The sequence below is a fragment of the Moorena sp. SIO4A1 genome (assembly GCF_010672065.1).
GTDB lineage: Bacteria > Cyanobacteriota > Cyanobacteriia > Cyanobacteriales > Coleofasciculaceae > Moorena.
Map to the genome: position 1 here is coordinate 114470 of NZ_JAAHHX010000012.1, position 26412 is coordinate 140881.

The window sequence follows — 26412 nt, forward strand, 5'->3', positions numbered from 1 at the left end:
GCTAACCGCTAAATGCTCACACTCTTCAAAAATAACGTTTCTAAGCACGATGACGAATCACTCCCGGTAACTGGCGCAGCACATCATTTTTATATCGAGCGAATTTTTTAATGGCATCTTGATTGACAATATTCTTTTTAGGAAGATTAACAGTAATCGTTTCTTCCATTTGCCATGGATCAAAGTTTTCCCAGTTTTCAAAGTAGGCTTGCAAGTACAGCCAATAGGCTAGATCGAGCTGAGCATCGTATACAATCAGAATACATGGCATTGGTTCTTTTAACCATGGCTCTATGTCTGAGCGTCCTAGGGGAAAGCCGATTGTTTCTTGATCAGCGGCTAGCATGCTCAGAAAATCGGTTGCCTTTAGCTTGACGTAAATTTTACCATTTTCAAGTTCACAATTGGCATCATAGGTAAAGATAATTAGGTCAAACCCATAAGTGTACTCAAGCTCAACTCGTTCTACTGAGTAACCACATAAGAATACATATCGTTCCACATAATTGATACTGATATCAGCAATAATTTGTTCTCTCGGTCGTTTTTTTGACGTCATTGACCGGAAGCTATAGAAATGGTTTACTCTATAGCTTACAGCAGTTTTCAATTGGGTCAGTACTTTCGTTCTGGGTTTTAGGGAGCAGGGAGTAGGGAGCACCGAGTAGGGAGTAGGGAGTAGGGAGTAGGGAGTAGGAAAAAATCCTGTGTACCTGTGTACTGTGTACCTGCATCGCTAAATAAAAGCGATCGCTTATCCCCGTAGACAAGCGATCGCTTTTATTATTCAGAGATTATCCAATGAAAAATCCGATTTAACTACCAGCTAGGACAAAATCCACTTCATCAGCTCCGTCAGTTTGATCTTGACCAGAGGTAATTTGTTCCCCATTCACTTCAACAGCGAAAGGTGTGCTGTCTAAATTGATATTGTAATCCGTTGCGTCAGCAGTGTATCCCACACTAGCTACCATCTTACGACCCTCATCGGTATAGATGAATGCCAACATTTGGTTTTTTTCTTTCTGATTGTCGTAAGCCCAAATGACCATATATTGTTGGTCTTGATAGTCGAATACTTTAGGCGCACGAGTGGGGACATAACGACCAGGAGCTCCAAAGCTAACATCCAAGAAGTTTTGCACAGAACTGTCTTGTACGATAGCGTAGGCAACTTCTTCGGGAGAGGTAACTTCTGCGTCACCTTCACTTTCGTCCCTCTCCTCTTCTTTATCACGGTTGCGGAAATAATCCACAGCCACTTTAGTTCCGACCGCACCGACTGCTGCTATACCAGCACCCATTAGTATGTTGCGCAGTTTACTCATTTGTTGTTATGGCCTATGACTATCAACGCATTATAATATAGCAGTTCTCAATTCCATAGTGTTTACAGATTCTGGATCACAAAGGGTTTGATAGCACTACTACTCCACTTATTCTTGAGTTTCTCAACTATAAATGGCCGAATTACAAACTTAGGGGGCACACCCTGATGTACATCAATCCTTAGAAACGTATGAGGAGAGCGAGCTGTTCTACCTTTACCTTTGCGTCCGATAAATAAAAGCGATCGCGCCACCATTTGAACATAACCGCCCTGACTAATTTCCATCACTTCAACCTCATCTTTGCGCTGACCCCGCAAACTAGCACCACTTCCCCCACAGACCAGCCAATTTAAATTGGAGTCAGCATGTTTAGTATCAAGGGTACGCAAATGCTCAAAGCAATGGGCGTGTCCACTTAAGATTAAATCTACCAGTGGTCGTTTTTCCGGTAGGGAACCAATAGCAGCAGCGACCTGATCCAATACTTGGCGTAAATGGCCACGAACTGCGATCGCATCTGGCTGCTCCCATCGAGTTGTTTCCGTTAAATAGGGAGAGTGATGAAGATAGTGCGTTTACGTCCGGCGCATGTACCGCTGCTCGTTTGGATAAAAAATCCCCTATCTCTGGGCTGACATGCTCGAGAATGTGATCACGAACTGCTTCTTCTATGCCTGCCAAGGTTTTAACCTGTTCAGGGTCTGTTTCTACGCACACGCAAAGCGGCAATTGCTCGGGCGTGGGCTTTGATTTGGGCATGTTTGTCAGCATCCATACTGATCTGATCATAAATCAACTTCTCAAAGCTTAGCTCTAATTTGTCAAAACAGAACTTTAGTCTTTATGCTCCCTGTAAAATCGGGATGCACTCTTCCGTCAGGGTTTTTGTCGCCCTCGTCAAGGCCACGATATTCATCTTTAACACCATTAGCAACAATCCCTAAAACTTTAATTTGAGACAGTTTCAGATTCTCAAGAGCTTGGGTCAGAGCAGAACGGTCTGTTTTCTCAATCCGAGTTACCAGAATCAACCCATCGGTGCTAGGGGTAAGCAAGGTAGTATCTGCTAATCCCAAAACTGGGGGAGTATCATAAATGACTAGGTCAAACATTTCCTCGAAATATTTGATTAATCTTTTCATTTTCTCGGAATAGAGCAGTTTGGTAGGGTCTGAAGTAATTTCCCCTGTAGTTAAAATTGATAAGTTAGGGTGCTCAGGTCGTTTTTGGGTAATTACATTTTGAATTAGCCATTTTAAGTTAGATATACTCCGGCAATTAATTTGATCTTCACTTGGAAGTAGCCATCTTAATGGATATCTAAATTTGTACTTAATTCGATTTGTAATTTTATTTTTTAATTGATCTATAGATGTCGATTCGGGATTTAGCGTGTCAATTAGCTGTTTTAATTCAGATATACTCGGGTCTTCAATTATATTATTATTGTCGTAGTTAATTAGCGCTTTAATAAATAGCGTTAGGTTATCGTCGGCAATTAAATTTATTAATCCACACTCCTTGGGTAACTCCAATCTTGGATGAACTTGGGGTTTACGCATATCTGCATCCACTAATAACACCTTTTTTCCCATCGCTGCGGCTGTTTGAGCCAGGAAAACCGCAATGGTTGACTTCCCATCTCTAGGCAGAGCTGAACTGATTGTCAGAGAACGGATTGGGCGGTCTGAACTCAGTAATTGAATATTGGTATTGAGTATTCGTAGAGCTTCCAAAAAGTGTGAGGATTGGGAGTAACCATCATAGATGTAAGGCGTTGATTTTTGCTTCAAAGCTGGTATTAGCCACGTAAAAGGTTTAGACAATAAACCTCCTACTTTGGCTAGGGAGTTATTACTTGGCGTTGCTGCTATTTGTTTATTAATGGGGATATTCCCTAACAAATGGAGTTTGGTTTGCTGTTTTAGTTCCAGGGCAGTGTGATAAACGTTATCTAATTTTTCCAAAATCAAAGCCACACCAATGCCTACAGCAAGACTAGCTACAGCTCCCAAGGTTATACTACGTTGAATATTAGGAGAGATGGGAGCCACTGGCCGAACTGGGGCTTCAATTACTTCCCAAGGAATCTCGGTTTGGGCGGCTTCGATTTGCAACGTTTCCCAGGTAGCCCGAAAACGGTTTAACCCTTCAGTAGCAAGTTGTATTTCTAGCTGTAAGTCGCTATATTGTCTGGTTAAAGCAGGTATTTGTTGATCCTGTTGTTTTAGCTGTTGTTCGGCAACTAATAAGGTTTGACGTTGGGTTTCAAGCCTTTGCACTTCAGTTACAGCTTCTGCTAACTTGGCTCCTAAAATTCGCTCTGCTTCTTGCTCTAGGATCGGCAGGAGGTTTTGCCGTTGATTTTGCAGAAGTCGAATCGCTGTGCTTTGTGGTTGGAAGCGAGTTAATTCTTCAGCAATTTGCGTTTCCACCTCTCTTAACTGACCAATAATTTCCTGATATAGTGTAGCTTCACTAAGAGCGGCCACAGCCCCAGTTTCTTCTTGTAGAGAACTAAGATTGAAGCGGCTTTTAGCTAATTGTTGTTCAAGGGCTAAGTTTTCCTCCTTCAAGGCGGTCATTTGAGACGTGATTTGTGCAGCTTTCATCTCTGGGTCAGTGAACTGATATCGCTGTCGAAAGGCTTGTAATTGGTTTTGCAGTTCATTTACCCTGGCTTGTAAAGATGGTAACTGGTTTTCAATGAATTGAATCCCTTGGCGTAAGTTAGTCTGGCGCTCGTTCAGGGAGTAGTTCAGGTAGACTTTGGCTAATTGGTCTAAAATCGTGAGGATAAGATCCGGATCGTTTCCCTGGTAGCTGATTTCCAAGATCTTAGTTTTCCCTAAGCGAGTAATTTTTAAATTGCCAATTAAGGAATCATAACTAATTTCAGGATAGTTTTTTTTGATTTCTGCGAGCACTACTTCCATGAGCTCAGGACTACGCAGGACTTGAATTTGGGTTTGGTAGTCTAAACTAGATTGAATGTTTTGGTTCCCTAAACCAGGCGTTAAACTGCCTAAGTCATTTTCAGCATTAACAGGCTCTACTAAAATCCGAAATTTGCTTTCGTAACTTGGCTCTTCATTTAAAGTTCTCGGGATGACGAAGGATATCCCTGTCACTGTTACCCCTACAATGACTACTCCTCGCCGTCGCGCTAGCGCAAACCAACGCCCTAAATCCCACTCACTGTCTTCTGGTTCTAACGACTGTGACCCTTGAGGTAAAGGGGGAAAGCTACCGTTACTACTTGGAACTGGGGGAGGAGAGGGAGAAAAGTTATGAACCATTGAGTTTCGCTTCCAATTTAATCAGGGGGATCCTAGAACAGTTGACTACACAAGAGTTGGTTGGTACCGGTTATACAGAGATATGGCACCTTCAATTAAAAGCTCTAAAATTTATAATTCAGCAGTCATTATTCAGGATTAATAATAAATTATTTTTAATTGTTTTATTATCAAGTCATTTAAATTTATATATAGATAAATATAATTTAAAACAAGGAACGTAAAGGATTCAATATTTTTAAAATTGGTTCTAAAATATTAGAGATAGTATCAGTTATTTTGGTATAACTGGAGCGACCAGCAATGATAATATCGTTCTGGGATAGCAGAGGGTTAGTTTGGGGATCAATTCCTTGTTTAAAATTGACTTCGATTTCCCTTCGCGTTAGGCTACCATCAGGATTAAAACGAATTAGCTCCACAATTTTTTCTGCTCGCTCATTAAATCCACCCACAGAAAGCAACGCTTCATTAAGAGTGGTATTAGATGGCATTTCGACTGTTCCTGGTTGTTTCACTTCTCCAGCAACATTGACCCGAATTACATCTGGAGAAAGGTTAGTCGAGGCAATTTGAGCAGCTTCTGTGGCAGTAATTTCTCTGGCAGTAGGAATAATTACTGTGTCTCCCTTTTGCAAGGCCAAATCTTGACTAAGGTCGCCATCTTGTAATAATTTCCAGAGGTTAATGTTAATCAGTTGTTCAGTGCCATCGCGAGTGGGGCGACGCACTTGAATTTCCCGCACGTTAGCTGAGGGTTTAATGCCTCCGGCGGTTTGAATCGCTTGACTAACTGTCGGGCGACTAGTACCGTTTTGTCCTCCTTCTAGGCGGTAAGCCCCTGGTCGAAAGACTTCCCCTACCACGGCAACATCAGATATTTCCTCAGTGCTAGCCAGATTAGACGCTGCTAGTTGAGCGGTTTTGGTTAAGTCAACCGAAAGTGTGGCTGGAATCATAATTACATCCCCATCCCGCAAAATCAGGTCTTGACTTAAGTCACCAGTTTGCAGCAGTGCCCAAAGATTGAGGGTAATAGTCTGGGTGATACCAGAAGGTTGAGAACGCCGAATTTTGACTCCCTCTAAGTCCGCCGCTTGGGTTATCCCGCCAGCAAGCTGGACCGCTTGAGCGAGACTGGGAAACTGGCCATCATTGACGAAAGGTAAAATGTAGGAGCCTGGTTGTTTAATTTCCCCAGAAATAGCTATTTTTAAGGGGCGGGGTTTTACTAAACTTACCGTGATGGCAGGAGAGCGCAATTCCGATTGATATTTAGCTGCGATCGCGATTTCGGCTTCTTCTAAGGTCATGCCGTCAACGCTCAGTTTCCCGACTAAGGGCAACTTGATAGAGCCATCTACACCAACCTGTTGTTCGCCACTAAATTCTGGCATCTTGAAAATAGTAATTAGAATCAAATCACCTGCACCAAGGGTATAGGTCTGGTCTATAACAGGGCTAACGGGCTCTACAGCAGGTACAGGAGTGGTAACATCAGTTGGATAGGGGGATGGTAGTGTCTGGGTAGGTTTACCAAAGGTCGGCAGAGGTACGATTTCTGTGGACTGACCTTGGGACGATGGTAGTGTCTGGGTAGGTTGCTCAAAGGTCGGCAGAGGTACGATTTCTGTGGACTGACCTTGGGACGGTGTTGGTCTAGATTGAGCAATAGTCGATTGAGCAATAGTCGATTGAGCAATAGTCGGAGCAGGTAGAATCTCCCTCAGCTGTTCACCATTAGGCAGTAATTCCCTGAATGTAACCATAGCTAAGTTCCCAGAAGCAGCTAAGTTGGCATGGGCAAGGATAATCTCAGGATGATCCTCTACTTGATTAGACCTCTGGAACAATAGACCTTTTGCAAAAGTATTTTTCTGATACTGTTCTTGATGGAATAGCGAGTGGGGAGGAGCTGTGTTGGTCACCTGCGCCCGCACCTTGTAAACCCCTTGGGAACCCTCTTTGGCCGACTGCATCGCTTTTCGTGAATTCTTGTTCACTGTTGCCTGTTCCGAGATCCGCTGTTCCCTCTTCTGAAAGAAGTCTAATGAACCTTTAACCCAAGTTACCTCTGAGCTAAAGGTTAATTTCCCCGGAGATCTATTGGTATTGTTGGCATTTGCTACCACCTCCGATTTCGTTTGTTTGTCCACCTTAGCTATCCCTGGAGCTGGTATTTCAGATTGTGCTGTCACTAATTCTGGAGTGGGAGCACCTGGCAAGGGGAAGGAACTTTGGCTAACTGGGGTAAACGTGGAAATCATCTGAGCTCGGGGTTTTTTCGGTACCTTCACTGGAGCTGCATCGACTGTAAAGACAATTTCGGGATGATCCTCTGCTTGATTAGACATCTGGTAAAACGAGCCATTAACCCAAGTCACCTCTGAGCTAAAGGTTAATTTCCCCAGAGGTCTATTGGTATTGTTGGCATTTGCTCCTAACTCCGATTTCTTTTGTTTCTCGACCTTAGCTATTGGGGAAATCATCTCAGCTCGCGGTGTTTTCGGTACCTTCACTGGAGCTGCATCGACTGTTTCAAATCGCATTGTGAGCAAATCACCGCCAACGGAGCGAGCAACAATTCGATCAATCGGTAGTGTTTTAACTATCTCTGGCGGAATAACGGTTGCAGCAGGAAGGGATGGTTGAATCTTTGCAAAGTTTTTTGGGCTAACGGTTTGTCGGCTGAGCCCTGGTAGGGTTGGCTGTGAATTACTTTGGTTTAACTGAGATTGGGTAAGGGAAAACTTTGGCTTAGCAAACGTTTGTGGGAAAGTATTGGCTTTTGAATCTTGGGGATTGGTATCCTTTTTTCCTTGATGGAAGGAACTGACCTTTCTTGATTGATCAGTACAAAGCAGTTGGACAATAGGACTATCAAGGGAAAACTTGGGATTAGCAAAGGTTTTTGGGAAAGTATTGGCTTTTGAATCTTGGGGATTGGTATCCTTTTTTCCTTGATGGTAGGAACTGACATTTATTGATTGATCAGCACAAAGTAGTTTGACAATAGGACTATCTTTATAATTCCAATTGTTACTCAGCCCAAACCCTAAAGAATAGCTAACGGCGGCTGACATGGGAATCAGTACTAAGGCTCTAAGCATAAGATTATTTTATGGACTTCAACAAACTCCAATTTTTGGACTAAGCACCTCGGTAATTCTATCAGTAAGGTTTATCGAGCAACAGAAAATTTGCTGATTAGACAGTAAAGTAAGTTATCTAAAACCAGTTAGAGCTTCGGTTAGGTTAACAACGTTAACCTAACTTTGGTTAGTTTTGTCTGGGTAGTAATGTAGAGCTGTTACCAATAGCTTTTGAAAGTTCAACAGGACTTATAGTTACTACATATAGTTAAAGAGTCACTACGGGGAGAGGCTGAGGGTAACTGTCACGGACCTAAGTTAATGCACCTCTATCCTTAATACTGGTCTTAGTGTAGTTATCAGGATTATTCCCTACAGGATTCTTTTCCTGCAATCATTGATGACCCTGCCCCGATGATAGCATTGCTAAGACGTTAAAGTGACGGTTCTTTTGTTAATAAGTAATTATACTTGATTATAGCAGTTTGACCTTGGGTAAGTTACCTCGTCCTGGGTTAATGGGATTAGGGAACAGGGATTAGGGAGTAGGGAACAGGGATTAGGGAACAGGGATTAGGGAACAGGGATTAGGGAACAGGGATTAGGGAATAGGGAAAAAATTCTGTGTACCTGATTACTATGATAAACGCTATATTTCTAAAATAGTCTCTAAATCTTGGCCAAGAAATATAATACCAATTATTCGTGCTCACACCGCTACACATCAATTTCATCTCCCCATCTCCCCATCTTCCCATCTGCATCTTTATTCCACCTTTGAAGAATTGGTCTAATTTGCAGGGAAGTGATCGGTAAAATTTAAACGTATCATTAATTTTAGGCTTATAATTCGGTACAAAAGTGAAGGTAATCGTGAATTTAATACTTCATATTTACCTGATTTTTAAGGATGATTACGGATTTAAAAAATTAAGTCTGTTTTAACCACGAATGGATATCGAGTGCTGTCAAAGTGGCTTTTCATTCTATTATACCTATCTTTAACCTCTGATTATTAATATTTTTAGTGATGGAATAATTTAAATTAATCCTGAGATTATCGCTAAGCTTAGTATAAAGGATAGGATAACCCAAGGGAGCATATTATTCATCAGCTAAGAGAATAAACTCTATTCCTACAGTTACTAAATAATCGGCTCCGACTAATTAACAGGTTTTGAGTTAATCTTATCTTAATTAATCATTTTTTGATTTGGTAGCACCAACACTTGCGTATTAATAATATAATTAATGGTATTTTAAGTAAAATAATATATTTTTATTTGAAATAATCCTGAAAACTTTGTTGATTTTAGTAGGAATAAGTGGCTAATAAAATATAGCATATTATTCATCAGCTAAGAGAATAAACTCTATTCCTACAGTCACTACATAAACGGCTCCGAGTAATTAACAGGTTTTGATTGCATCTTACCTTAATTACTGAATCTTTTGCCTGGGAGTGCACTACACTCTGGTAATTACGACCGCCGTAATAAATATTGCTGGTGCAGGTGACGGATCTGGTTTTGTTTTGGATCTTAGTAGATCCAGACGATTCAACAGCTTATGGAAAATCTAGATGCTTGTATGCCTTCTAATTGTGGAAATTTACCAAGTTTATTAGAGCAAGCAAATCAGCTTGCAAAAAAATTAGAGGCTTCTCGAATACGAGCGTCTAGAGGTAATCCTGGTTCTCAGATGTAGTAATTCTTATGCTATTACACCATGGTTTCCCCTGGATATTATGTACTTGCTTTCATTATCGCGGCTTTAATTGTTTTCAATACTATTCCTTTAGTTAAAGCGGCTGCCATCAACTATCAGTATACTGATTTACCAGCCGAGCGTAAAGTGCATCGACAACCGATGGTGCGTTTAGGGGGAATTTCTATTTGTGCTGGCACCTTACTTGCTCTATTTTTAGTATGGAGTCTAGGAGGGTTGGCTGATTTTCCCCCTGACGTTTATTCAGAGGTTTGGGCAGTTGTTCTCGGCAGTTTCTGCTTTTTCTTGATTGGCGTCACCGACGACTTGGTGAGTTTATCGCCCTTAATGCGCTTGTTACTGCAAGCAGGAGTTGCTAGTGTCGCTTGGGAAATGGGGTTGCGGATTAGCGTTGTCAGTCTTCCAGGAGTGGAAATAGTACATTTAGGATGGCTCAGCTTACCCCTGACGGTGCTCTGGCTGACAGGGGTTGTCAACGCCATAAATTGGATTGATGGACTGGATGGCTTGGCTTCAGGAGTAGCTGGTATTGCTGGGGTGATGATTTTCCTCCTCAGTTTGTTTATGGGCGAAACCGAGGCCGCACTAATTAGTGCGGCATTAGTGGGGAGTTTATTAGGATTTTTGTACTACAACTTCAATCCAGCCCAAATTTTTATGGGAGATGGTGGCTCCTACTTCATCGGTTTCACTATCGCTAGTTTAAGTGTGATGGGATTGGTTAAGGATGCCGTAGCTACCACAGTCCTCTTACCCTTGCTGGTCTTGGCAGTACCCCTTTTAGACATGTCTGCTGTGATTACCCTGAGATTATGTCACGGCAGCTCACCTTTCCAGGCCGATCAACGCCATCTCCATCATCGTTTGTTAAAGGCAGGTTTGTCTCATCGAGTAACGGTGTTACTGATTTACGCCCTAACGTTATGGGTTGGCAGTTTAGCTCTAGTGTGTGTTGAGGTTCCTCGCAGTCCGCTAATTATAGGTAGCACAACGATTTTACTGGGATTGATGATTTGGAGAGCATGGGAGTCTGTTCATGGCTCTTTAACTGATGAGGAAGTAGGAAGTCCTGAGTAGGGAGTGGGGAATCGGGAGTCGGGAGTCGGGAGTCGGGAGTCGGGAGTAGGGAGCAGTGCGACCCCGCGCTTTTTCAAAGCTAAGCGTGAACGCGCACTCCCTGGGAGTCGGGAAAAAATTCTTTGTACCTGATCAGTACAAGAATTGCTACAAATCTTATTACATCTGAATTTTAAGCATGGCTGGGGAGATGGCCATCTGGCCATCTCCCCATACTCCGCGCGCCATCTCCGCGCGCTCACTCCTTTCCCACTCGCTTCTTACTCCCCTCCTTCCTCCCTCTCTCCCCACACTTCCCACACCTCCCACACTCCCCACCCTCCTCTTGCCTCTGGCTGCATCTGCTAAAAGCTGTTTGACCTGGTGGTGCTTCAGGGACGGATTATCCTAAGCTACCCAGAAAATCAGGGCTCGCCCGTCCCTGAAGCACCACTAGCAACTCTTGCCTGTTCCCAATTCCCTACGGTGCGTTTGACCCGTAATTAAATTCGCCACGGGTCGCACCGCTCCCGATTCCCAATTCCCGATTCCCGATTCCCGATTCCCTACTCCCGATTCCCTGCTCCCTAAAACAAAAGTACTTCAACCAACTCAAAAGACTATAGGTGGACTTATGGTTCTAATTAAACAACCAAAAACATCGAAACATATGAAAGGCTGCTTACCAACAACAACAGTTAGTGAGCAGTCTCTGCGGCTGTCTGTACTAACTCAGTTTTTTCCTCCTGACTATGCTGCTACTGGCCAGTTAATCCAAGAGTTGGTGATGCAATTGGGCAAACAAGGCATAGATATTAAGGTGTTTACTGGGCAACCAGGCTATGCCTTTGGGACTGCCACTGCACCAATGTATGAAAAGTTGGGAAAAGTACAAATTAAGCGATCGCGTGCGTCTCAACTGTGGCCTCAGCGCATTCGTGGCAAGGCTATGAATGGCTTAATTTTTGCTGTGCGAGCGTTCTTGCACTTAGTTAAAAACTGTCGTCGTCGTAATTTGGTGTTATTAACGACTGCGCCACCGTTTTTCCCTGTGGTTGCCTACCTGGCTCGTAAAATTTTTGGGATGCGCTATGTTTGCCTAATTTACGATTTTTACCCAGACATTGCTGTAGAATTAGGAGTTATTGGTCACAATCATCCCTTAGCTCGATTTTGGAGAGGTCTTAATCGTCGGGTTTGGCGTAAAGCGGAGGCAATTATTGTCCTCAGTTCAGCCATGAAGCAACGAGTAATATATACCTGTCCTAAATTGGCTAACAAGGTGGCAGTGATTCACAGTTGGGCTAACCCACATGTGATTGTGCCACTGGCCAAGCCAGATAACTGGTTTGCCCAAAAGCACAACTTAGTTAATAAATTCACGGTGCTTTACTCTGGTAATATGGGGCGCTGCCATGATATCGACACCATTCTTGAGACTGCTAAATTACTAAAAGACGAACCGATTCAGTTTGTCTGTATTGGTAGTGGCGCGAAGCGAGAGACGTTAATCGAGGACGTGAAGCGCTTAGGCTTAACTAACTTTCTGTTTTTGCCCTACCAAGACAAAGAGGTGCTGCCCTACTCCTTAACCGCTTGCGATCTCTCGTTAGTCAGTGTGATTCCTGGTATGGAAACCTTAGTGGCTCCTAGCAAACTCTACTCTGCGTTAGCTGCTGGGGTTCCCGTGGCGGTAATTTGCTCTCGGGAAGCCTACTTAACTGAGCTGATCGCCAAAGCTAAGTGCGGTGCCAGCTTCGTGAATGGAGACAGCCAAGGTCTGGCTGACTATATCCGCTCTCTGGCGGCTAATCAGGAGTTAGTCAAGTCCCTAGGTCAGGCTGGTCGTGAGTATTTATTAGAGAATTTTACTCCTGAAGTCATTGCTAAACAGTATGATCAGGTTCTTTGTGAAGCGTTGAGTGGGGAATAGGGAGTAGGGAGTCGGGAGTAGGGAGTCGGGAGTCGGGAGTCGGGAGTAGGGAGTAGGGAGTAAGGAGTCGGGAGTAGGGAGTAGGGAGTAGGGAGTAGGGAGTAGGGAGTAGGGGGCGTTGCTTAATAATGGAATGATTTTAAGAGTGAGGTGGAATGGGCATCTTGTGGAATGGGCATCTTGCCCGTTACAATTTTCGGGCGGGCAGGATGCCCACTCTACTCCTATTCAGCGCGAAGACTGACGCAACGCTCCCTATTCCCTGCTCCCTACTCCCTGCTCCCTACTCCCTGCTCCCTACTCCCTGTTCCCTACTGCCTATGACATTGACTTATGGGCTGTTTTTTGATAGTATTATTTACAGGGATTATGGTTTAATAAAATTCAATTAAAGATTAAACAATTTTATCTCAATAATTATATTAATTATCTTTATAATTAGGTATTTGGCTGATCCTTTTAAGCCAAAGGTCAGAATTAATAAGGTCTTAAAGGCAATCAGCGCCAGTAAAGACTTTACCTCATAGGTATAATCAATGCTATATTCCAGCAATTTAGTAAATTGTCCTGAAAGCTCTAGGTTACTAAGAATACAGAATTAGTGCCTAAATAATCAGCACTTATTCAACGATTTATTTTTATTTATGTTTTTTTAAGGAAATTATCGGATAATTGAACCAAGTTATGACATCAATTATTTCAGAACTTTTTTTAAAAATAATACTCAATTGTCCTGAAAACTCTAGATTAATTAGAATAACTAATTGGGGGTTAACTACTAAGGTTTGATTGACTGATTTGTTTAGGAAATAATCGTAAAATATCAGCTATCAGCTATTAACTATCAGCGATTAGCTATCAGCTATCAGCTATCAGCTATCAGCTATCAGCTATCAGCTATCAGCTATTAACTATCAGCGATTAGCGCTACGCGCACGCTACTTGAGGTGCTATCAGCTATCAGCTATCAGCTAATCGCTGTTCGCTGACCGCTGACCACTGACCACTGACGGCTGACCGCTAAAATTAAATACTAGCTAGTTATTACTATCTAGATCCTTATGTTTAGGAGTGGGCTTCGATGGTCCTGTTGATCTCAGTCTCTCCCCACACCACTTTTCATTAGTTGTGATGTCAACAGCAGGAAAGTGATTAAGGGGGAGAGTATGTCTATTATTTTATTTTAGGGAGTAGGGAGTAGGGAGTAGGGAGTAGGGAGTAGGGAGCAGGGAGTAGGGAGTAGGTAAGAGGGAAAAGTGAAAATAATCTTGTGTACTTGATAGTTATACAAACTGCCGTATTTAACACTACCCAAATGTAATTTATAGCGTTTCTCATAGCTATGAGGTACACAATATTTTTAACCTCTTGCCTCTTGCCTCTTGCCTTTTGCCTTTTGCCTCTTACCTACTCCCTGCTCCCTACTCCCTGCTCCCTAAAAACCTATAACTTTGTAGCTCACAAGTTGTATAATTGCTATAAAAGTAGATGTTGGTATAAATTTTATGGAGCAAGTCTTGTGGTGAAATCCCCTACTCCCGTAATAACTCAACTACCTATTCTGGAAAATGGCGATCGCTTAAGTAGAGTAGAATTTGAACGACGCTATGATCAAACGCCTGAAATTAGGAAGGCGGAGTTAATTGAGGGGGTAGTTTATGTGGCATCACCAGTTAGGGTCAATAAGCATGGTCAACCTCATGGTAGGATTATTACCTGGCTAGGGACATATGAAGCCGCAACCCCTGGCATTATGCTGTGTGACAATTCTACAGTGCGGCTAGATTTTGATAATGAACCCCAACCAGACGCTTTGTTGCGCATTGAACAAGACAAAGGTGGACAGTCGAGAATTAGTGAGGATGATTACATTGAAGGTGCGCCGGAGTTGATTGTGGAGGTTGCCGCTAGTAGTGCTTCCTATGACCTCTATGATAAGCTGCGAGCCTATCGTCGGAATGGAGTGAAAGAGTATTTAGTTTGGCTAACCCAGGAGCGGAAGTTTCGCTGGTATGTGTTGCGCGAAGGGGAATATGTGCAGCAGCAGCCAGATGCAGGTATATTGAGTAGCCAGGTGTTTCCTGGATTGCGCTTAGGGGTGGAGGCTTTATTAGCTGGAAAGATGCAGCAAGTGTTGGCGGTATTGCAAGAAGGGATAGATTCCGAGACCCATCAAGAGTTTGTAGCGCGATTATAGCAATTCCACGACTTGTGAGGTACAAATATCTAGGTTTTAGGGAGCAGGGAGTAGGGAGTAGGGAGTAGGGAGCAGGGAGTAGGGAGTAGGGTAAGCTATGAGGTATAGCGCTACGCCCAAGGCAGCTATGCTGAAGGCAGCTATGCTGAAGGCAGCTATGCTGAAGGCAGCTATGCTGAAGTTGACTCTAACAAGGTTTTAGAGGTAAGAGGATATCTCCCAAGTTTTTTTATAGCGTTTCTCATAGCTATGAGGTACACAATATTTTTCACCTCTTGCTAGCATGCCTATTGCTAGCATGCCTCTTGCCTACTCCCTACTCCCTGCTCCCTACTCCCTTTGCTATTACATTGTTCATGACCTATAGCGTTTCTCACAGCTATGAGGTACACAGGATTTTTTGCCTCTTGCCTCTTGCCTGTTCCCTGCTCCCTACTCCCTGTTCCCTGTTCCCTACTCCCTACTCCCTACTCCCTGCTCCCTGCTCCCTAAACCCCAAAATGCTATGCTCAAACTATCAGGTTCAACAGAGGATCATGTACCAAACTGACCCACCCCGTCCTCCCAGGGAAACTATGCCCACTATGTATGATCTACCTAGTGAAGACCCAGAGGAGCCTGGTTTGCCTGACGAATTTCATGACTTCCAACCCCAGCTATTACGGGAAACTTGCCAACCTCCCAACTACCCTAGGGAGGAAATGTTCATTGGTACAGACCTGAATTTATATTACGATAGCCGTAATTCCTTATGGCACAAGCGACCGGATTGGTTTCTGGTATTGGGTGTGACTCCCGCTCAACAACAACAAGACCTGCGCTGGAGTTATGTGGTTTGGCAGGAAGGAAAAGCACCATTTTTGGTAGTGGAACTCCTATCACCAGGTACGGAAGCGGAAGATTTAGGACAAACCCTAAGGTCTGCGAACAAGCCACCTACTAAATGGCAAGCTTATGAGCAATATATGCGGATTCCTTACTATGTGGTTTTTGACCGTTACGATAACCAGTTGCGGGTGTTTCAATTAATGCCCATACAGTATCAGGCGGTAGAACTTTCTGAACCGAAATTTTGGTTTCCAAGACTGGAATTAGGGTTAGGCGTTTGGCAAGGGAAATATCAAGAAACAGAAGGGTTGTGGCTGCGTTGGTATGATGGCGCAGGTAATTGGATTCCAACTTCAGCAGAACGGGCAGAACAGGAACACCAACGGGCTGAACGATTGGCAGAACGATTGCGTAGCCTTGGGGTTAATCCTGATGATTTGTAATTATAGGGAGTAGGGAGTAGGGAGTAGGGAGTAGGGAGTAGGGAGTAGGGAGTAGGGGGAAGAGTTTTAGCTATCAGCTATCAGCTATCAGCTATCAGCTTTTGAATAAAATGAAACAGGCAAGATGCCTGTTCTACACTTGAGGCAACAGGCAAGATGCCGGTTCTACACTTGAGGCAACAGGCAAGATGCCTGTTCTACACTGGGGACACAGGCAAGATGCCGGTTCTACACTTGAGGCAACAGGCAAGATGCCTGTTCTACACTGGGGACACAGGCAAGATGCCGGTTCTACACTTGAGGCAACAGGCAAGATGCCTGTTCTACACTCTTCTCCCCCCTGCTCCCGATTCCCAATTCCCGATTCCCGATTCCCGATTCCCGATTCCCGATTCCCAATTCCCGATTCCCGATTCCCGATTCCCGATTCCCGATTCCCGATTCCCGATTCTAAATTCGCGCATTCCCTGCTCCCTACTCCCTACTCCCTACTCCCTTTGCGATATGAATATACTGACTGACTTAGTTAAAGCACTGCTACGGTATCAAGGAAGAGATTGGCAGAGCTTTGATCCGATTACCCTTCGGAAAGCGGGGATGCCTGGAGTGGAGCCAGATGCTTGTTTCTACATCCAAAATTATCAAGCAATTTTAGGAAAGCGACGACTAGACCTGAGCCAAGATCCACCACCGGATCTCGCCCTAGAAATTGACCTGACTTCAATTACTGATATTAATGACTACATTCCCCTAGCTGTTCCAGAAGTTTGGATTTACAAAGCTGACACAATTCATATCTATCGATTTGAAAGCGATCGCTATTTAGAGGTTCAAACTAGCCAAATTTTTCCAAATTTCCCGGTGAAAGAAACCATTCCCCAATACATTAATAGGGCATGGCAGTTTGGTTCTAGTGTGGCTCTGCGAGAATTTGTTGGACTTCTTGGAGAAGAAGGGAGTAGGGAGTAGGGAGTAGGGAATAGGGAATAGGGAGTAGGGAGTCGGGAGTCGGGAGTCGGGAGAAAAGTTTCAGGGTAAGCTATAGCGCTACGCGCAAGGCAAGAGGCAAGATGCCTATTCTACTCTTGGGGCACAGGCAAGATGCCTGTTCTACTCTTGGGGCACAGGCAAGATGCCTGTTCTACTTTTGGGGCACAGGCAAGATGCCTGTTCTACTTTTGGGGCACAGGCAAGATGCCTGTTCTACTCTTGGGGCACAGGCAAGATGCCTGTTCTACTCTTGGGGCACAGGCAAGATGCCTGTTCTACTCTTGGGGCACAGGCAAGATGCCTGTTCTACTTTTGGGGCACAGGCAAGATGCCTGTTCTACTTTTGGGGCACAGGCAAGATGCCTGTTCTACTCTTGGGGCACAGGCAAGATGCCTGTTCTACTCTTGGGGCACAGGCAAGATGCCTGTTCTACTCTTGGGGCACAGGCAAGATGCCTGTTCTACTTTTGGGGCACAGGCAAGATGCCTGTTCTACTTTTGGGGCACAGGCAAGATGCCTGTTCTACTTTTGGGGCACAGGCAAGATGCCTGTTCTACTTTTGGGGCACAGGCAAGATGCCTGTTCTACTCTTGGGGCACAGGCAAGATGCCTGTTCTACTTTTGGGGCACAGGCAAGATGCCTGTTCTACCATTGCCTTACCACATTTCCCATACTCTTATCCCTACTCACCATACTCCCTGTTTCCGATTCTAAATTCGCGCATTCTAAATTCCAAATTCTAAATTCCCTGCTCCCTGCTCCCTGCTCCCTGCTCCCTGCTCCCTATTCCCTGTTCCCTGTTCCCTGTTCCCTAAAATCCCAAAAGTTGATCACCGAATTTAGAACCCCTATAAAATGAGTCAATCAACACCTCAAACCAAACGATGTCAACGGAACCGGAAGCGTTCTAAACGAAGAACTATTTTATGTCCGATTCATGGTTCCTACCTTGATAGCGTTAGTCAGAAGTATCGGTTGTTTGCTGACCGGCCAGGACAACTTCAGGCGCGTGGTGTTAAACAAAAATATGCCTTGATGCTGATAGCCAGTAAAACCACGGTAGCTATCGAAGGAGAATGGCTAGAGGCTTTTTGGTGTAGTGAGTGCCAGGAAACCAAGTGGTATCACGTGTGCAAGAGTGGCGATCGCATTTATAAGGTATCGTTGGCTCCTGCTGAGTTATGGCAGCAGGTAACAGGGGTGATTGATCCGAATGGCAACTCTTCAGTGGGAGAGTTTACCCGTCGCCAGTCTAAACGAATTGGTTTTCATGGGATTAAGGATTTTGGGGCGATTTAGTTTTTTAGATGAGTAGTTATGATAAATTACTAGCTAAAGTATAGGCAAAATGCCAAGGGCAAGAGGTAAGAGTCGTCAACTAGTAGAGTTGATTAATAACAGAGGCAATCAGTTGAGTTTATTCTTTAATAGTTTCTAAAACAAACTTTGGCATTTTGCCTCTTGCCCAGAAGTGTTTAACGTTTTAATTTTAAACACTTATGAGAATATTATTGCTGATCAAACGCTGATTAATTTCCAGTTAAATGGGAATTAATTTTTGATGCATAATAACTACTGACTAGTGACTCCTAAATTTTAGAGCTTTTAATTCAAGGTGCAAGATATAGCAGTCGCCAGGGCAGTTAGGACATGACAAAAGTCTCAAACCTAAATAAGCGCAAGAGTTTGACTTCTGACTTCTGACTTCTGACTTCTGACTTCTGCTATATCAGTTAGAGAAGCGTTAACGATGAATCGCTTTTTGAGCTTATTAGTTTCACTATAGATTATTTACATAAAAAATTAAGCTTTTCTATGAAAAAATTACTGGTAACAGGCTCCTCAGGATTGATTGGGTCTGAAGTTTGTGGTTACTTTGCTCAACAAGGTTGGCAAATTCACGGTATTGATAATAATCAACGGGCTGTTTTCTTCGGTTCCCAAGGGGATACACGCTGGAATCAGCAGCGGTTGCAAGAGACAATTCAAGATTTTGTTCATCATGAATTCGATATACGCGATCGCAAAGGTATTTTAGACCTAATGGCGCAGCTCAAGCCAGACGCGATTGTACATACAGCAGCCCAGCCTTCCCACGACCGCGCCGCAGCAATTCCTTTCGCTGACTTTGATACCAACGCAGTGGGAACTTTGAACTTGCTAGAAGCTGCGAAGCAATCTTGTCCAGAGTCGCCCTTTGTACACATGTCTACCAATAAAGTGTATGGCGATCGCCCCAATACTATTCAGCTTAAGGAACTAGACACTCGTTGGGATTATGACGACCCGGCTTACACCAACGGTATTCCTGAAACCTTTAGCATCGATCAATCAAAGCACTCTTTGTTTGGCGCATCCAAAGTTGCTGCTGATGTGATAGTGCAGGAATATGGTCGCTACTTTAACATGCCCACAGCTTGTTTACGGGGTGGTTGTCTGACCGGACCAAATCATTCCGGTGTGGAACTCCACGGTTTCCTAAGTTATCTGGTCAAGTGTAATCTCGAAGGTCGGGAATACAAGATTTTTGGCTACAAGGGTAAGCAAGTACGGGATAATATCCACTCTCTGGATGTGTCGCGGTTTATTCACGCTTTTATCGAAGCACCTCGAATAGCAGAAGTTTATAACATCGGTGGCGGAAAAGGCAATAGCTGTTCAATTCTGGAAGCATTTAAGCTGGCAGAGAAGTATAGTAGTAAAGCGATGCGCTATACCTATGTACAAGATAATCGGATTGGCGATCATATCTGTTATTACTCCGATTTGAGTAAGATGCGTGAGCATTACCCCAGTTGGGATATTTCGGTGTCGTTGGAAGAAACAATTCAGCAAATTGTGGAATCTTGGCAAGCTCGTTTGGCTAAATCAGCAGTAACCGTTTGAGTATATAGCAGTTTGGGATTTTGTTAAGTACATAGTTCTGGGGAGTAGGGAGCAGGGAGTAGGGAGTAGGGAGTAGGGAGTAGGGAGTAGGGAGTAGGGAGTAGGGAGTAGGGAGTAGGGAGTAGGGAGTAGGGAGTAGGGAGTAGGGAGTAGGGAGTAGGGAACAGAGAAGTCGGAAGAGGGAAAAAATCCTGATTATCTCTTGTCTGTTGCCTTTTGCATGGAAGCCTTTCCCTACACCTCCCTCTCTTTCCCTGTTCCCTGTTCGGCGTTGCTGAATAATGGAATGATTTTAAGAGTAGGTGCGCGCCTCCAAGGGCGCGAGCAATCCCTCGCGCCCTTGGGTCGCACCTGTAGAATGGGCATCTTGCCGTGGAATGGGCATCTTGCGTGGAACTGGCATCTTGCCAGTTTCAATATATTTTCGAGCGGGCAAGATGCCCACTCTACTCCGATTCATTACTTGACTGACGCAACGCCCCCTCTCTTTACCTGTTCCCTATTCCCTGTTCCCTGTTCCCTGTTCCCTTCAATTCTAGTTTCACATCTGATTTTAAAACGCTATATATTTGCTGACTAATTAATAGTAATTGTGACAAAACTGAAAAAACTCATTCCCAATTTGCGATCGCCAGCCTATCGTCTGGTCGGGGAGACAGCCCGGAAAAACTGGTGGCTGATTGGGATGAACCTGGTTACCAATCTCGTCAGTGCCGTCCTAGAGGGCAGCACCCTAGGTGTTATTTATCTGGCCGTGGGTTACCTAACGGGGACTGATGACCCTGGAACAGATACACCAACCAATCCAACCATAGCTAAAACCCTTGCTAAGATTCTGCCTTTGCCACCAGAGCAAATGTTTTTAGTATTAATCTTTGGGGCAGTGGTGCTGCAAATCGGCTTAAGTCTGAGTAACTATCTCAATAAGGTATCGACAGCTTACCTATCGGCCAAAGCACAGCCCTATGTGACGGGGAAAGTGTTTGAACGGATTATGACCTTTAGCTATGGCTGTGTGAGCCGCTATAAGGTCGGTGACCTAGTACTTTTTACCAATGATGCGGCTTTCGCAGTCGATCAAAATATCACACAATTCAACAATCTGGTGGTGAGTGTGTCATTCTCCTTGGTGTACCTGGTTATTATCGTGCGTCTATCCCCAATCTTGGCAGGGGCGGCAACGGTGCTGATTCTGGCGGTGGCTTATGTGCAGTACAAGCTGATTCCCCGATTACGACGAGTGGTAAAGCGGGTGACCGCAAGCCAGGTGGAGTCGGCTAAGTATATTACTCAGAGCATCCAGGCATTGAGGTTGTTGCATACCTTTGGTACCCAGCCACAGACACTAACGGGGGCAAATCAGATATTAGGTAAAATCGAGAAACAACTAAAAAAGCGGGCATTGGTCTTTTTCCTGCCGGAGCCAATTTTAGAGACTTTGCCCATGGTAGCCCTGGGAATTTTGGCGGCTTCAGCAGTACTATTTGAAGGGGGTAAGGCGACAATCCTACCCCTGTTGTTGACCTTTTTGCTGGCCTTGCAAAGGTTATCGGGGCGCTTGAGAGCAACTTCAAACACAATTACACTTTTTGTGGATAACAGCGCCCGGATGGTACGGTTAGAGATGATTTTAGACCAGCGGGATAAGGTATTTGAGCACTCGGGCACGGAGCCGTTTACACGGCTAAGGGAAGATATTGAGTTTAAGTCTATAAGCCTTTCCTATACTAACGATGATACGTTTGCCCTCAAGAATCTCACCTTTACTCTGCCTCGAAACAAAGTAACTGCTTTAGTAGGGGGGTCGGGGGCAGGTAAGTCTTCGATTATAGATTTGTTCCTTGGGCTGTATCAACCCACGGCAGGACATATTCTAGTCAATGGTCGTCCTCTAGCAGACTATTGCTTGGAAAACTGGCGGCAACAGATCGGGGTGGTCAGTCAAGATACGTTTATTTTTAATGACAGTATTTTAGAAAATTTGCGTTACGGTCGTCCGTCAGCAAGCTTGGATGAGGTGGTGGAAGCAGCTAAAGCAGCTCAAGCCCACAAGTTTATTTTGGCCTTGCCTGATGGATACGAAACCGTGGTGGGTGAGCGGGGCTATCGACTCTCGGGTGGACAGCGGCAACGATTGGCTCTGGCACGGGCATTAATTAAACAGCCAGAGATTTTAATCTTGGATGAGGCAACCAGTGCCTTAGATAGTGAATCCGAGAAGTTGATTCAGCAGGCATTGGAACAGTTCCAGAAGGAACGCACAGTGATTGTTGTGGCACACCGACTTTCAACCATTGCTGAGGCTGATCAGATTTTAGTGCTAGAGCGGGGAGAGCTTGTAGAGCACGGTACTCATAAGTCGCTTCTGCATCAAGGTGAGCGCTATGCAGGCTATTGGAAGTTGCAGAGTAGCCAGGTGGCAGTTTAAGGCAGTAGCTTGAAGCAGGGCTGTTTGATTCTTGACCCTAAAATTGATCAGGGAGTGGGGAGTGGGGAGCTTACAAGGCTAGGTTTTTTACATTTGGGTCGGCAGTCGGGAATCGGGAGTTGGGAGTTGCTGATAAGGGTAGGTTTTTAACTTTGACATCAGGTGTGGGGTGTGGGGTATAAGAAAATGTACCATTATTGTCGTTAAAAATCATCAAGACAATAAAAGTACGTACTCGCCCCTTTGTAAAAAACCTACCCTTGTAAGGGGCATCCTGCCCGCCCGAAAATATTCGGTGCGCTTGACTCATTAAGAATTAAATTCGCTCAAGGTGCGACCCGTTCGCGCACCTCCAGGAACAGGCAAGATGCCCATTCCACAAAACTCTTAAAATCATTCCATTATTAAGCAACGCCTCAGCTCCTTGATTTTTATAATCATTTTTATAATCACCCGTTCGCCCACACCCCACACCCTACCAAGTTCACCAGGTTACTGATCACCCAGTCAGGTATCTAAATGTAGGTACAGACGTGAAATAGATTCAACATTTCTGGTGTATTGTTATTTCTTGGAATACTCTCAATATTACTGCCACTGCTGAAATTGTCAGCTCTCTTAGAGAAAAGGGCTATTACTTCGCAGAAAGTGCATTAGATAAGATAGAGGCTGACCGGCTCTTAGAAGAAATCGACTTTGATGAGATTCTGATCAATAAAAATGACCTAGGTGTGGTTTGTTCAGGAAATCAGAAGTTTTTGAGCCATTGCCTGGCCAAGTCGAAGCGAGCCTAAGATTTGATTACGTCTCAACAGGTTTTAGATGTTTGTAATGCCTATTTCCAAGCAGGATATCAGCTGATAAATCACAGGTTCTGTCAGACCCGTCGAGGGTTTCATATGCCGTGGCACACAGACAATAATCTGCTGCAAGGTAGTCAGTTTTTGCGTAAGCACGAGATGCAATGTCTGGTATTTCTTATATATCTTTCCGAGCCAAATTTAAGCCCGTTTCAGTATATTGAGGGTTCCCACCTTTGGTCATCAAAGTATGACGATGAGATTTATATCAGCGATCGCTGGGTTCAGACGCACTATCAGCAGAATATCAGAACCTTTGAAATAAAGAAGGGCGACCTCATCATCTTTGATTTGCATGGTATTCATCGAGCACGCCCGTTTAAAGACAGACATCATGTTCGAAATAGTTTTCAGTTCCAGGTCGAGCAAATTAAAGATGAATATCTTGGCCATGGAGAGCAAAATCTGGTCAATGCTGGGTTTATCGATAACCCTAGTCCAGACCTTTTCAACTACTTAGGATTTGGCATTCAGCGAAACTATCCAGTCTTTCCGAATAGTTCAATCGCAACTATGGCTATTCCAGAACTAATGAAGTTATATAAGCAGCTTTTGCTCCTGACGCTTAAGGCAATCTCTAATAACCTAGCCAAAGGGCTGCTAACTGGAGAATGGGAGGTGAGTTTAAAACGTAAACTATGGCATCTTAAATTGCCAAGTTCAAACAGCAGAAAGAGTTGATTCAGCAGGCATTGGAACAGTTCCAGAAAGAACGAACAGTGATTGTTGTGGCCCATAGACTTTCGACCATTGCTGAGGCTGATCAAATCTTAGTGCTAGAGCGGGGAGAGGTTGTGGAGCACGGTACTCATAAGTCGCTTCTGCATCAAGGTGAGCGCTATGCACGCTATTGGAAATTGCAAAGTAGTCAGGTGGCAGCTTAAATCAGCAAACAAATCTTTCAAATGTCCCTATCCTAATTATTTTGAGTGGATGTAAAACACTTAAACGAAAAAAATGCCTCCAATTAAGCTATATTACTGTAATATCAAAAATTTTGGCGATCAGTTAAACAGAGATATATTCTCACACTATGGATATGATGTTGAACATACTTTACCAAATGAAGATCATGCAACTGCTATTGGCAGCATATTATAGAAGTTATCGTATAACTTTAGTGGTCTAATTTTAGGTTCTGGATTCATGTTTTCATCTTCTAGTAACTGTTTTACTAGTGCATCTATTATTGGTGTCAGAGGTCATTTAACTAGAAAGCGGGTTTTTGCTTCTCAGACAATTACCTTAGGAGATCCTGGACTGCTAGCACCTAATTGTTATGCAGAATCTTAAAAACAGTACGATTTAGGTTTAGTACCACATTATGTTGATGCATTAGATGAAAGAATTATTTCATTAAGCAAAGCAGAATCTAAAAATGTATTATTGATTGACGTAACACGTAACCCAAAAGAAGTCATTGCAGATATTACTCGATGCGAAGCTATAGCTTCATCGTCTCTCCACGGACTTATAATTGCAGACGCATTTGGTATTCCATCTATATGGATGCAACTGAGTAATAAAGTTTCAGGAAAGGGATTTAAGTTTAAAGACTACTATTCAGTTTTTGGAGAAACTCCCAACTGTCTAACAGGAAATGAAATTATCTCGATTAAACAGGTGAAGCAGAATACTAGAAAACGCTCATCAAAAATCTACAGGATCAAAGAAGAGTTGGACTTGATGTTTCACAACTTAAATTATTTACTAGAAAAACATCAATATATGATGCATAATAATTTTATTTATAGATATCATTATTGTAAACAAAAGCTAGATTAAAAACTTTCAATGACTATATCTAAAATAGACACAAAAATATAACTTTTTTTTAAAAAAAGTTATTGAAATCATAAAATATGAGAACTTAAGAGTGCTTAAATGTCCCTTCACCAAACCTATATTAAAAACCTCAACCTCAAGCAACACCAACCTCTTTGTTCCAAACCCTTACAATGGATGGAGCAACGAAAGCAGGAAGCTCGAAGAATAACCGAGGCGATGAACAGCCGTCCGTTTTCTTTCCTTCGTCTTGGTGACATGGATCTTACCTTACTCCTAGCCGCTCAAGATGGCTTCTCTGGCGAAGCGGACACTACTGATGGAGTAGTCGGCGGTACAAAACCATACGGAAATCCGGGTATCGGACTTCGCTATTCAGCAAGATTTTTGCAGGCTTTCCAAAATGCGGATTATGTAGACTTCCATCAACTTCTTTGGATTAATGAACAACTTTTACCCCAACTGAAGTTAAACCGAGATAATGAACTATTGTGTAATCCCACAAAAGAGACATCATACATTCTACCGACATGGATAGAAACAGAATTCAAGAACTATTGTGAGCATCGCCGTGTAGGAATTGCAGGAGCAGAGGCAAGTTTACTAAAAATTATATTTGAAAAGCAGGAGTATCGAAAAATCGCCCAAAATTATTGGTCTCCATCTGCTACCGTATTTTTTCATCAGGTTAGAAAGAATGGTCATAATTTAAATGATAATCTCGATCTTATAAAAGAAGATCTATGGGAGTTTGTACAAAAAAATAAAATTGACACATTGTTTCTGGCGCTAGGTGGCGGTGCCAAAATTCTCTGTTATGAACTGTCACAAGAATTGGGCATCTGCGCCATAGATTTTGGTGCAATGCTACGGATGCTTACCTACAGTGGTAGTGATGGCAATCGCGCTACCCGCTCCACACATACGCCTTTCCTTTTTCGTATTCCATTTAACTTGTATATGGATTGCTTAGAGCAGGCTATACCCGAGTTAGAACCAGCAACCCTACTGGCAAAAGCACACGCTCAGCTTATATTAGAAGTGCAGGAAAAAGAAGTCGGTTGGACTCACGCAGCACGAGAATATGATTTTTCATCTCAAAACTTGGAATGCTTTCAAAAGTCATTTAAAGAGTATAAGCAACGCTATAAATTCCTATTCAAAAAGAATCAATTAACTAGAAAAGAACGAATTGATTTTCTTCACTTCTGCGGACAGCATGGGCTGACCTTTGAAGGAAGATTTTTTTACTTAGTTTTTAAGACTAAAGCAACTATCAAAAAAATCTTGATGCAATTAGGTTGAACACCAAAAAATCAAACAGTTTTCTAGTTTACCATAATGCGTTCAAATCGCCCTATTTTAGTAACAGGTAGCAACCGCTCAGGCTCTACGTGGATTGGCAAAACAATTTCCTATTCTCCCTATGTTCGCTACATTCACGAACCATTTAATGTGGCAATTGCCGAGGGTACTTATAGTAAAAAAATACCACGTTTGTTTCACTACGTCACACCACAATAACAAGAGTTTTTTCATCATTATTTAAAGCAA

At 43.4% G+C, this 26412-nt stretch carries 25 protein-coding genes and 2 pseudogenes; 16 read left to right on the top strand and 11 right to left on the bottom strand.

From position 1 onward, the window contains the following. Nucleotides 1-40: 40 nt before the first annotated feature. The 8 genes and pseudogenes from F6K53_RS12565 to F6K53_RS12600 form a co-directional block, all read right to left on the bottom strand. Complete coding sequence (locus F6K53_RS12565; RefSeq protein WP_293017762.1) at nucleotides 41-559, bottom strand: DUF4365 domain-containing protein; 519 nt, start codon at nucleotides 557-559, stop codon at nucleotides 41-43. A 28-nt stretch (nucleotides 560-587) separates the two neighbouring features. Next, complete coding sequence (locus F6K53_RS12570; protein ID WP_293017760.1) at nucleotides 588-770, bottom strand: hypothetical protein; 183 nt, start codon at nucleotides 768-770, stop codon at nucleotides 588-590. A 45-nt stretch (nucleotides 771-815) separates the two neighbouring features. Next, entirely contained in the window at nucleotides 816-1328 is a 513-nt protein-coding gene (locus F6K53_RS12575; protein WP_293080929.1) for a hypothetical protein, read from the bottom strand. A gap of 62 nt (nucleotides 1329-1390) precedes the next feature. After that, nucleotides 1391-1813, bottom strand: coding sequence for a hypothetical protein (locus F6K53_RS12580; protein ID WP_293080932.1), 423 nt, complete (start codon nucleotides 1811-1813; stop codon nucleotides 1391-1393). An 83-nt stretch (nucleotides 1814-1896) separates the two neighbouring features. Then, nucleotides 1897-2106: pseudogene (locus F6K53_RS12585) on the bottom strand (ISKra4 family transposase); the annotation flags it as partial. 46 nt (nucleotides 2107-2152) lie between these two features. Then, nucleotides 2153-4630, bottom strand: coding sequence for a polysaccharide biosynthesis tyrosine autokinase (locus F6K53_RS12590; RefSeq protein WP_293080934.1), 2478 nt, complete (start codon nucleotides 4628-4630; stop codon nucleotides 2153-2155). Nucleotides 4631-4836: 206 nt separating this feature from the next. Further along, nucleotides 4837-7740, bottom strand: a complete 2904-nt coding sequence (locus F6K53_RS12595) for an SLBB domain-containing protein (RefSeq protein WP_293080937.1) — start codon at nucleotides 7738-7740, stop codon at nucleotides 4837-4839. A 569-nt stretch (nucleotides 7741-8309) separates the two neighbouring features. Further along, entirely contained in the window at nucleotides 8310-8480 is a 171-nt protein-coding gene (locus F6K53_RS12600; RefSeq protein ID WP_293069920.1) for a hypothetical protein, read from the bottom strand. A gap of 970 nt (nucleotides 8481-9450) precedes the next feature. On the opposite strand from F6K53_RS12600, the gene F6K53_RS12605 reads away from it, so the two are divergent. Continuing rightward, a complete protein-coding gene (locus F6K53_RS12605; protein WP_293080940.1) occupies nucleotides 9451-10527 on the top strand; it encodes an MraY family glycosyltransferase in 1077 nt (358 codons plus the stop codon). Here the strand turns inward: F6K53_RS12605 and F6K53_RS12610 are convergent. Next, nucleotides 10485-10733: a hypothetical protein gene (locus tag F6K53_RS12610; protein WP_293017750.1), complete on the bottom strand. Its 249-nt coding sequence runs from the start codon at nucleotides 10731-10733 to the stop codon at nucleotides 10485-10487. The two genes, F6K53_RS12605 and F6K53_RS12610, sit on opposite strands and share 43 nt — an antisense overlap. Nucleotides 10734-11140: 407 nt before the next feature. Here F6K53_RS12610 and F6K53_RS12615 point away from each other — a divergent pair, with 407 nt between their 5' ends. Further along, the gene (locus F6K53_RS12615; RefSeq protein WP_293080943.1) at nucleotides 11141-12439 is read left to right on the top strand and encodes a glycosyltransferase family 4 protein; all 1299 of its coding nucleotides are present in this window, start codon (nucleotides 11141-11143) and stop codon (nucleotides 12437-12439) included. Between the two features lie 150 nt (nucleotides 12440-12589). Next, nucleotides 12590-12763 carry a hypothetical protein gene (locus F6K53_RS12620; protein ID WP_293017746.1) on the top strand — a complete coding sequence of 58 codons (174 nt, stop codon included), beginning with the start codon at nucleotides 12590-12592 and terminating at the stop codon, nucleotides 12761-12763. An 859-nt stretch (nucleotides 12764-13622) separates the two neighbouring features. Here F6K53_RS12620 and F6K53_RS12625 read toward each other — a convergent pair. After that, entirely contained in the window at nucleotides 13623-13754 is a 132-nt protein-coding gene (locus tag F6K53_RS12625; RefSeq protein WP_293017744.1) for a hypothetical protein, read from the bottom strand. 204 nt (nucleotides 13755-13958) lie between these two features. Here F6K53_RS12625 and F6K53_RS12630 point away from each other — a divergent pair, with 204 nt between their 5' ends. From F6K53_RS12630 to F6K53_RS12665, 8 genes are all read left to right on the top strand, one after another. After that, a complete protein-coding gene (locus F6K53_RS12630; protein ID WP_293081093.1) occupies nucleotides 13959-14636 on the top strand; it encodes a Uma2 family endonuclease in 678 nt (225 codons plus the stop codon). A 536-nt stretch (nucleotides 14637-15172) separates the two neighbouring features. Next, on the top strand, nucleotides 15173-15907 hold the full coding sequence (locus tag F6K53_RS12635) for a Uma2 family endonuclease (RefSeq protein WP_293017742.1): 735 nt from the start codon (nucleotides 15173-15175) through the stop codon (nucleotides 15905-15907). Nucleotides 15908-16189: 282 nt separating this feature from the next. Then, the gene (locus tag F6K53_RS12640; RefSeq protein ID WP_293017741.1) at nucleotides 16190-16876 is read left to right on the top strand and encodes a Uma2 family endonuclease; all 687 of its coding nucleotides are present in this window, start codon (nucleotides 16190-16192) and stop codon (nucleotides 16874-16876) included. A gap of 132 nt (nucleotides 16877-17008) precedes the next feature. After that, nucleotides 17009-17758 (top strand): hypothetical protein, encoded by a 750-nt coding sequence (locus F6K53_RS12645; protein ID WP_293080946.1) that lies wholly within the window; start codon nucleotides 17009-17011, stop codon nucleotides 17756-17758. Then, nucleotides 17755-18198 (top strand): hypothetical protein, encoded by a 444-nt coding sequence (locus tag F6K53_RS12650; RefSeq protein ID WP_293017737.1) that lies wholly within the window; start codon nucleotides 17755-17757, stop codon nucleotides 18196-18198. Before F6K53_RS12645 ends, F6K53_RS12650 begins: the two co-directional genes overlap by 4 nt. Before the next feature lie 516 nt (nucleotides 18199-18714). Next, entirely contained in the window at nucleotides 18715-19785 is a 1071-nt protein-coding gene (locus F6K53_RS12655) for an NAD-dependent epimerase/dehydratase family protein (protein WP_293017735.1), read from the top strand. A 202-nt stretch (nucleotides 19786-19987) separates the two neighbouring features. After that, nucleotides 19988-20365 (top strand): hypothetical protein, encoded by a 378-nt coding sequence (locus F6K53_RS12660; RefSeq protein WP_293017733.1) that lies wholly within the window; start codon nucleotides 19988-19990, stop codon nucleotides 20363-20365. A 12-nt stretch (nucleotides 20366-20377) separates the two neighbouring features. Beyond that, nucleotides 20378-22213, top strand: a complete 1836-nt coding sequence (locus tag F6K53_RS12665) for an ABC transporter ATP-binding protein (protein ID WP_293017731.1) — start codon at nucleotides 20378-20380, stop codon at nucleotides 22211-22213. A gap of 70 nt (nucleotides 22214-22283) precedes the next feature. Here F6K53_RS12665 and F6K53_RS12670 read toward each other — a convergent pair whose 3' ends face one another. Beyond that, nucleotides 22284-22430 carry a hypothetical protein gene (locus F6K53_RS12670; protein WP_293017729.1) on the bottom strand — a complete coding sequence of 49 codons (147 nt, stop codon included), beginning with the start codon at nucleotides 22428-22430 and terminating at the stop codon, nucleotides 22284-22286. Between the two features lie 580 nt (nucleotides 22431-23010). Here F6K53_RS12670 and F6K53_RS12675 point away from each other — a divergent pair. From F6K53_RS12675 to F6K53_RS12695, 5 genes and pseudogenes are all read left to right on the top strand, one after another. Beyond that, nucleotides 23011-23754, top strand: coding sequence for a phytanoyl-CoA dioxygenase family protein (locus F6K53_RS12675; protein ID WP_293017727.1), 744 nt, complete (start codon nucleotides 23011-23013; stop codon nucleotides 23752-23754). Beyond that, a complete protein-coding gene (locus F6K53_RS12680; protein ID WP_293017725.1) occupies nucleotides 23751-23957 on the top strand; it encodes a hypothetical protein in 207 nt (68 codons plus the stop codon). The genes F6K53_RS12675 and F6K53_RS12680 overlap by 4 nt, the downstream gene beginning before the upstream one ends. A 448-nt stretch (nucleotides 23958-24405) precedes the next feature. Beyond that, nucleotides 24406-24858, top strand: a pseudogene (locus F6K53_RS12685) (polysaccharide pyruvyl transferase family protein); the annotation flags it as partial. 99 nt (nucleotides 24859-24957) lie between these two features. Beyond that, complete coding sequence (locus F6K53_RS12690; protein ID WP_293017723.1) at nucleotides 24958-26163, top strand: hypothetical protein; 1206 nt, start codon at nucleotides 24958-24960, stop codon at nucleotides 26161-26163. Nucleotides 26164-26199: 36 nt separating this feature from the next. Next, on the top strand, nucleotides 26200-26382 hold the full coding sequence (locus tag F6K53_RS12695; RefSeq protein WP_293017721.1) for a hypothetical protein: 183 nt from the start codon (nucleotides 26200-26202) through the stop codon (nucleotides 26380-26382). Nucleotides 26383-26412: the final 30 nt, after the last annotated feature.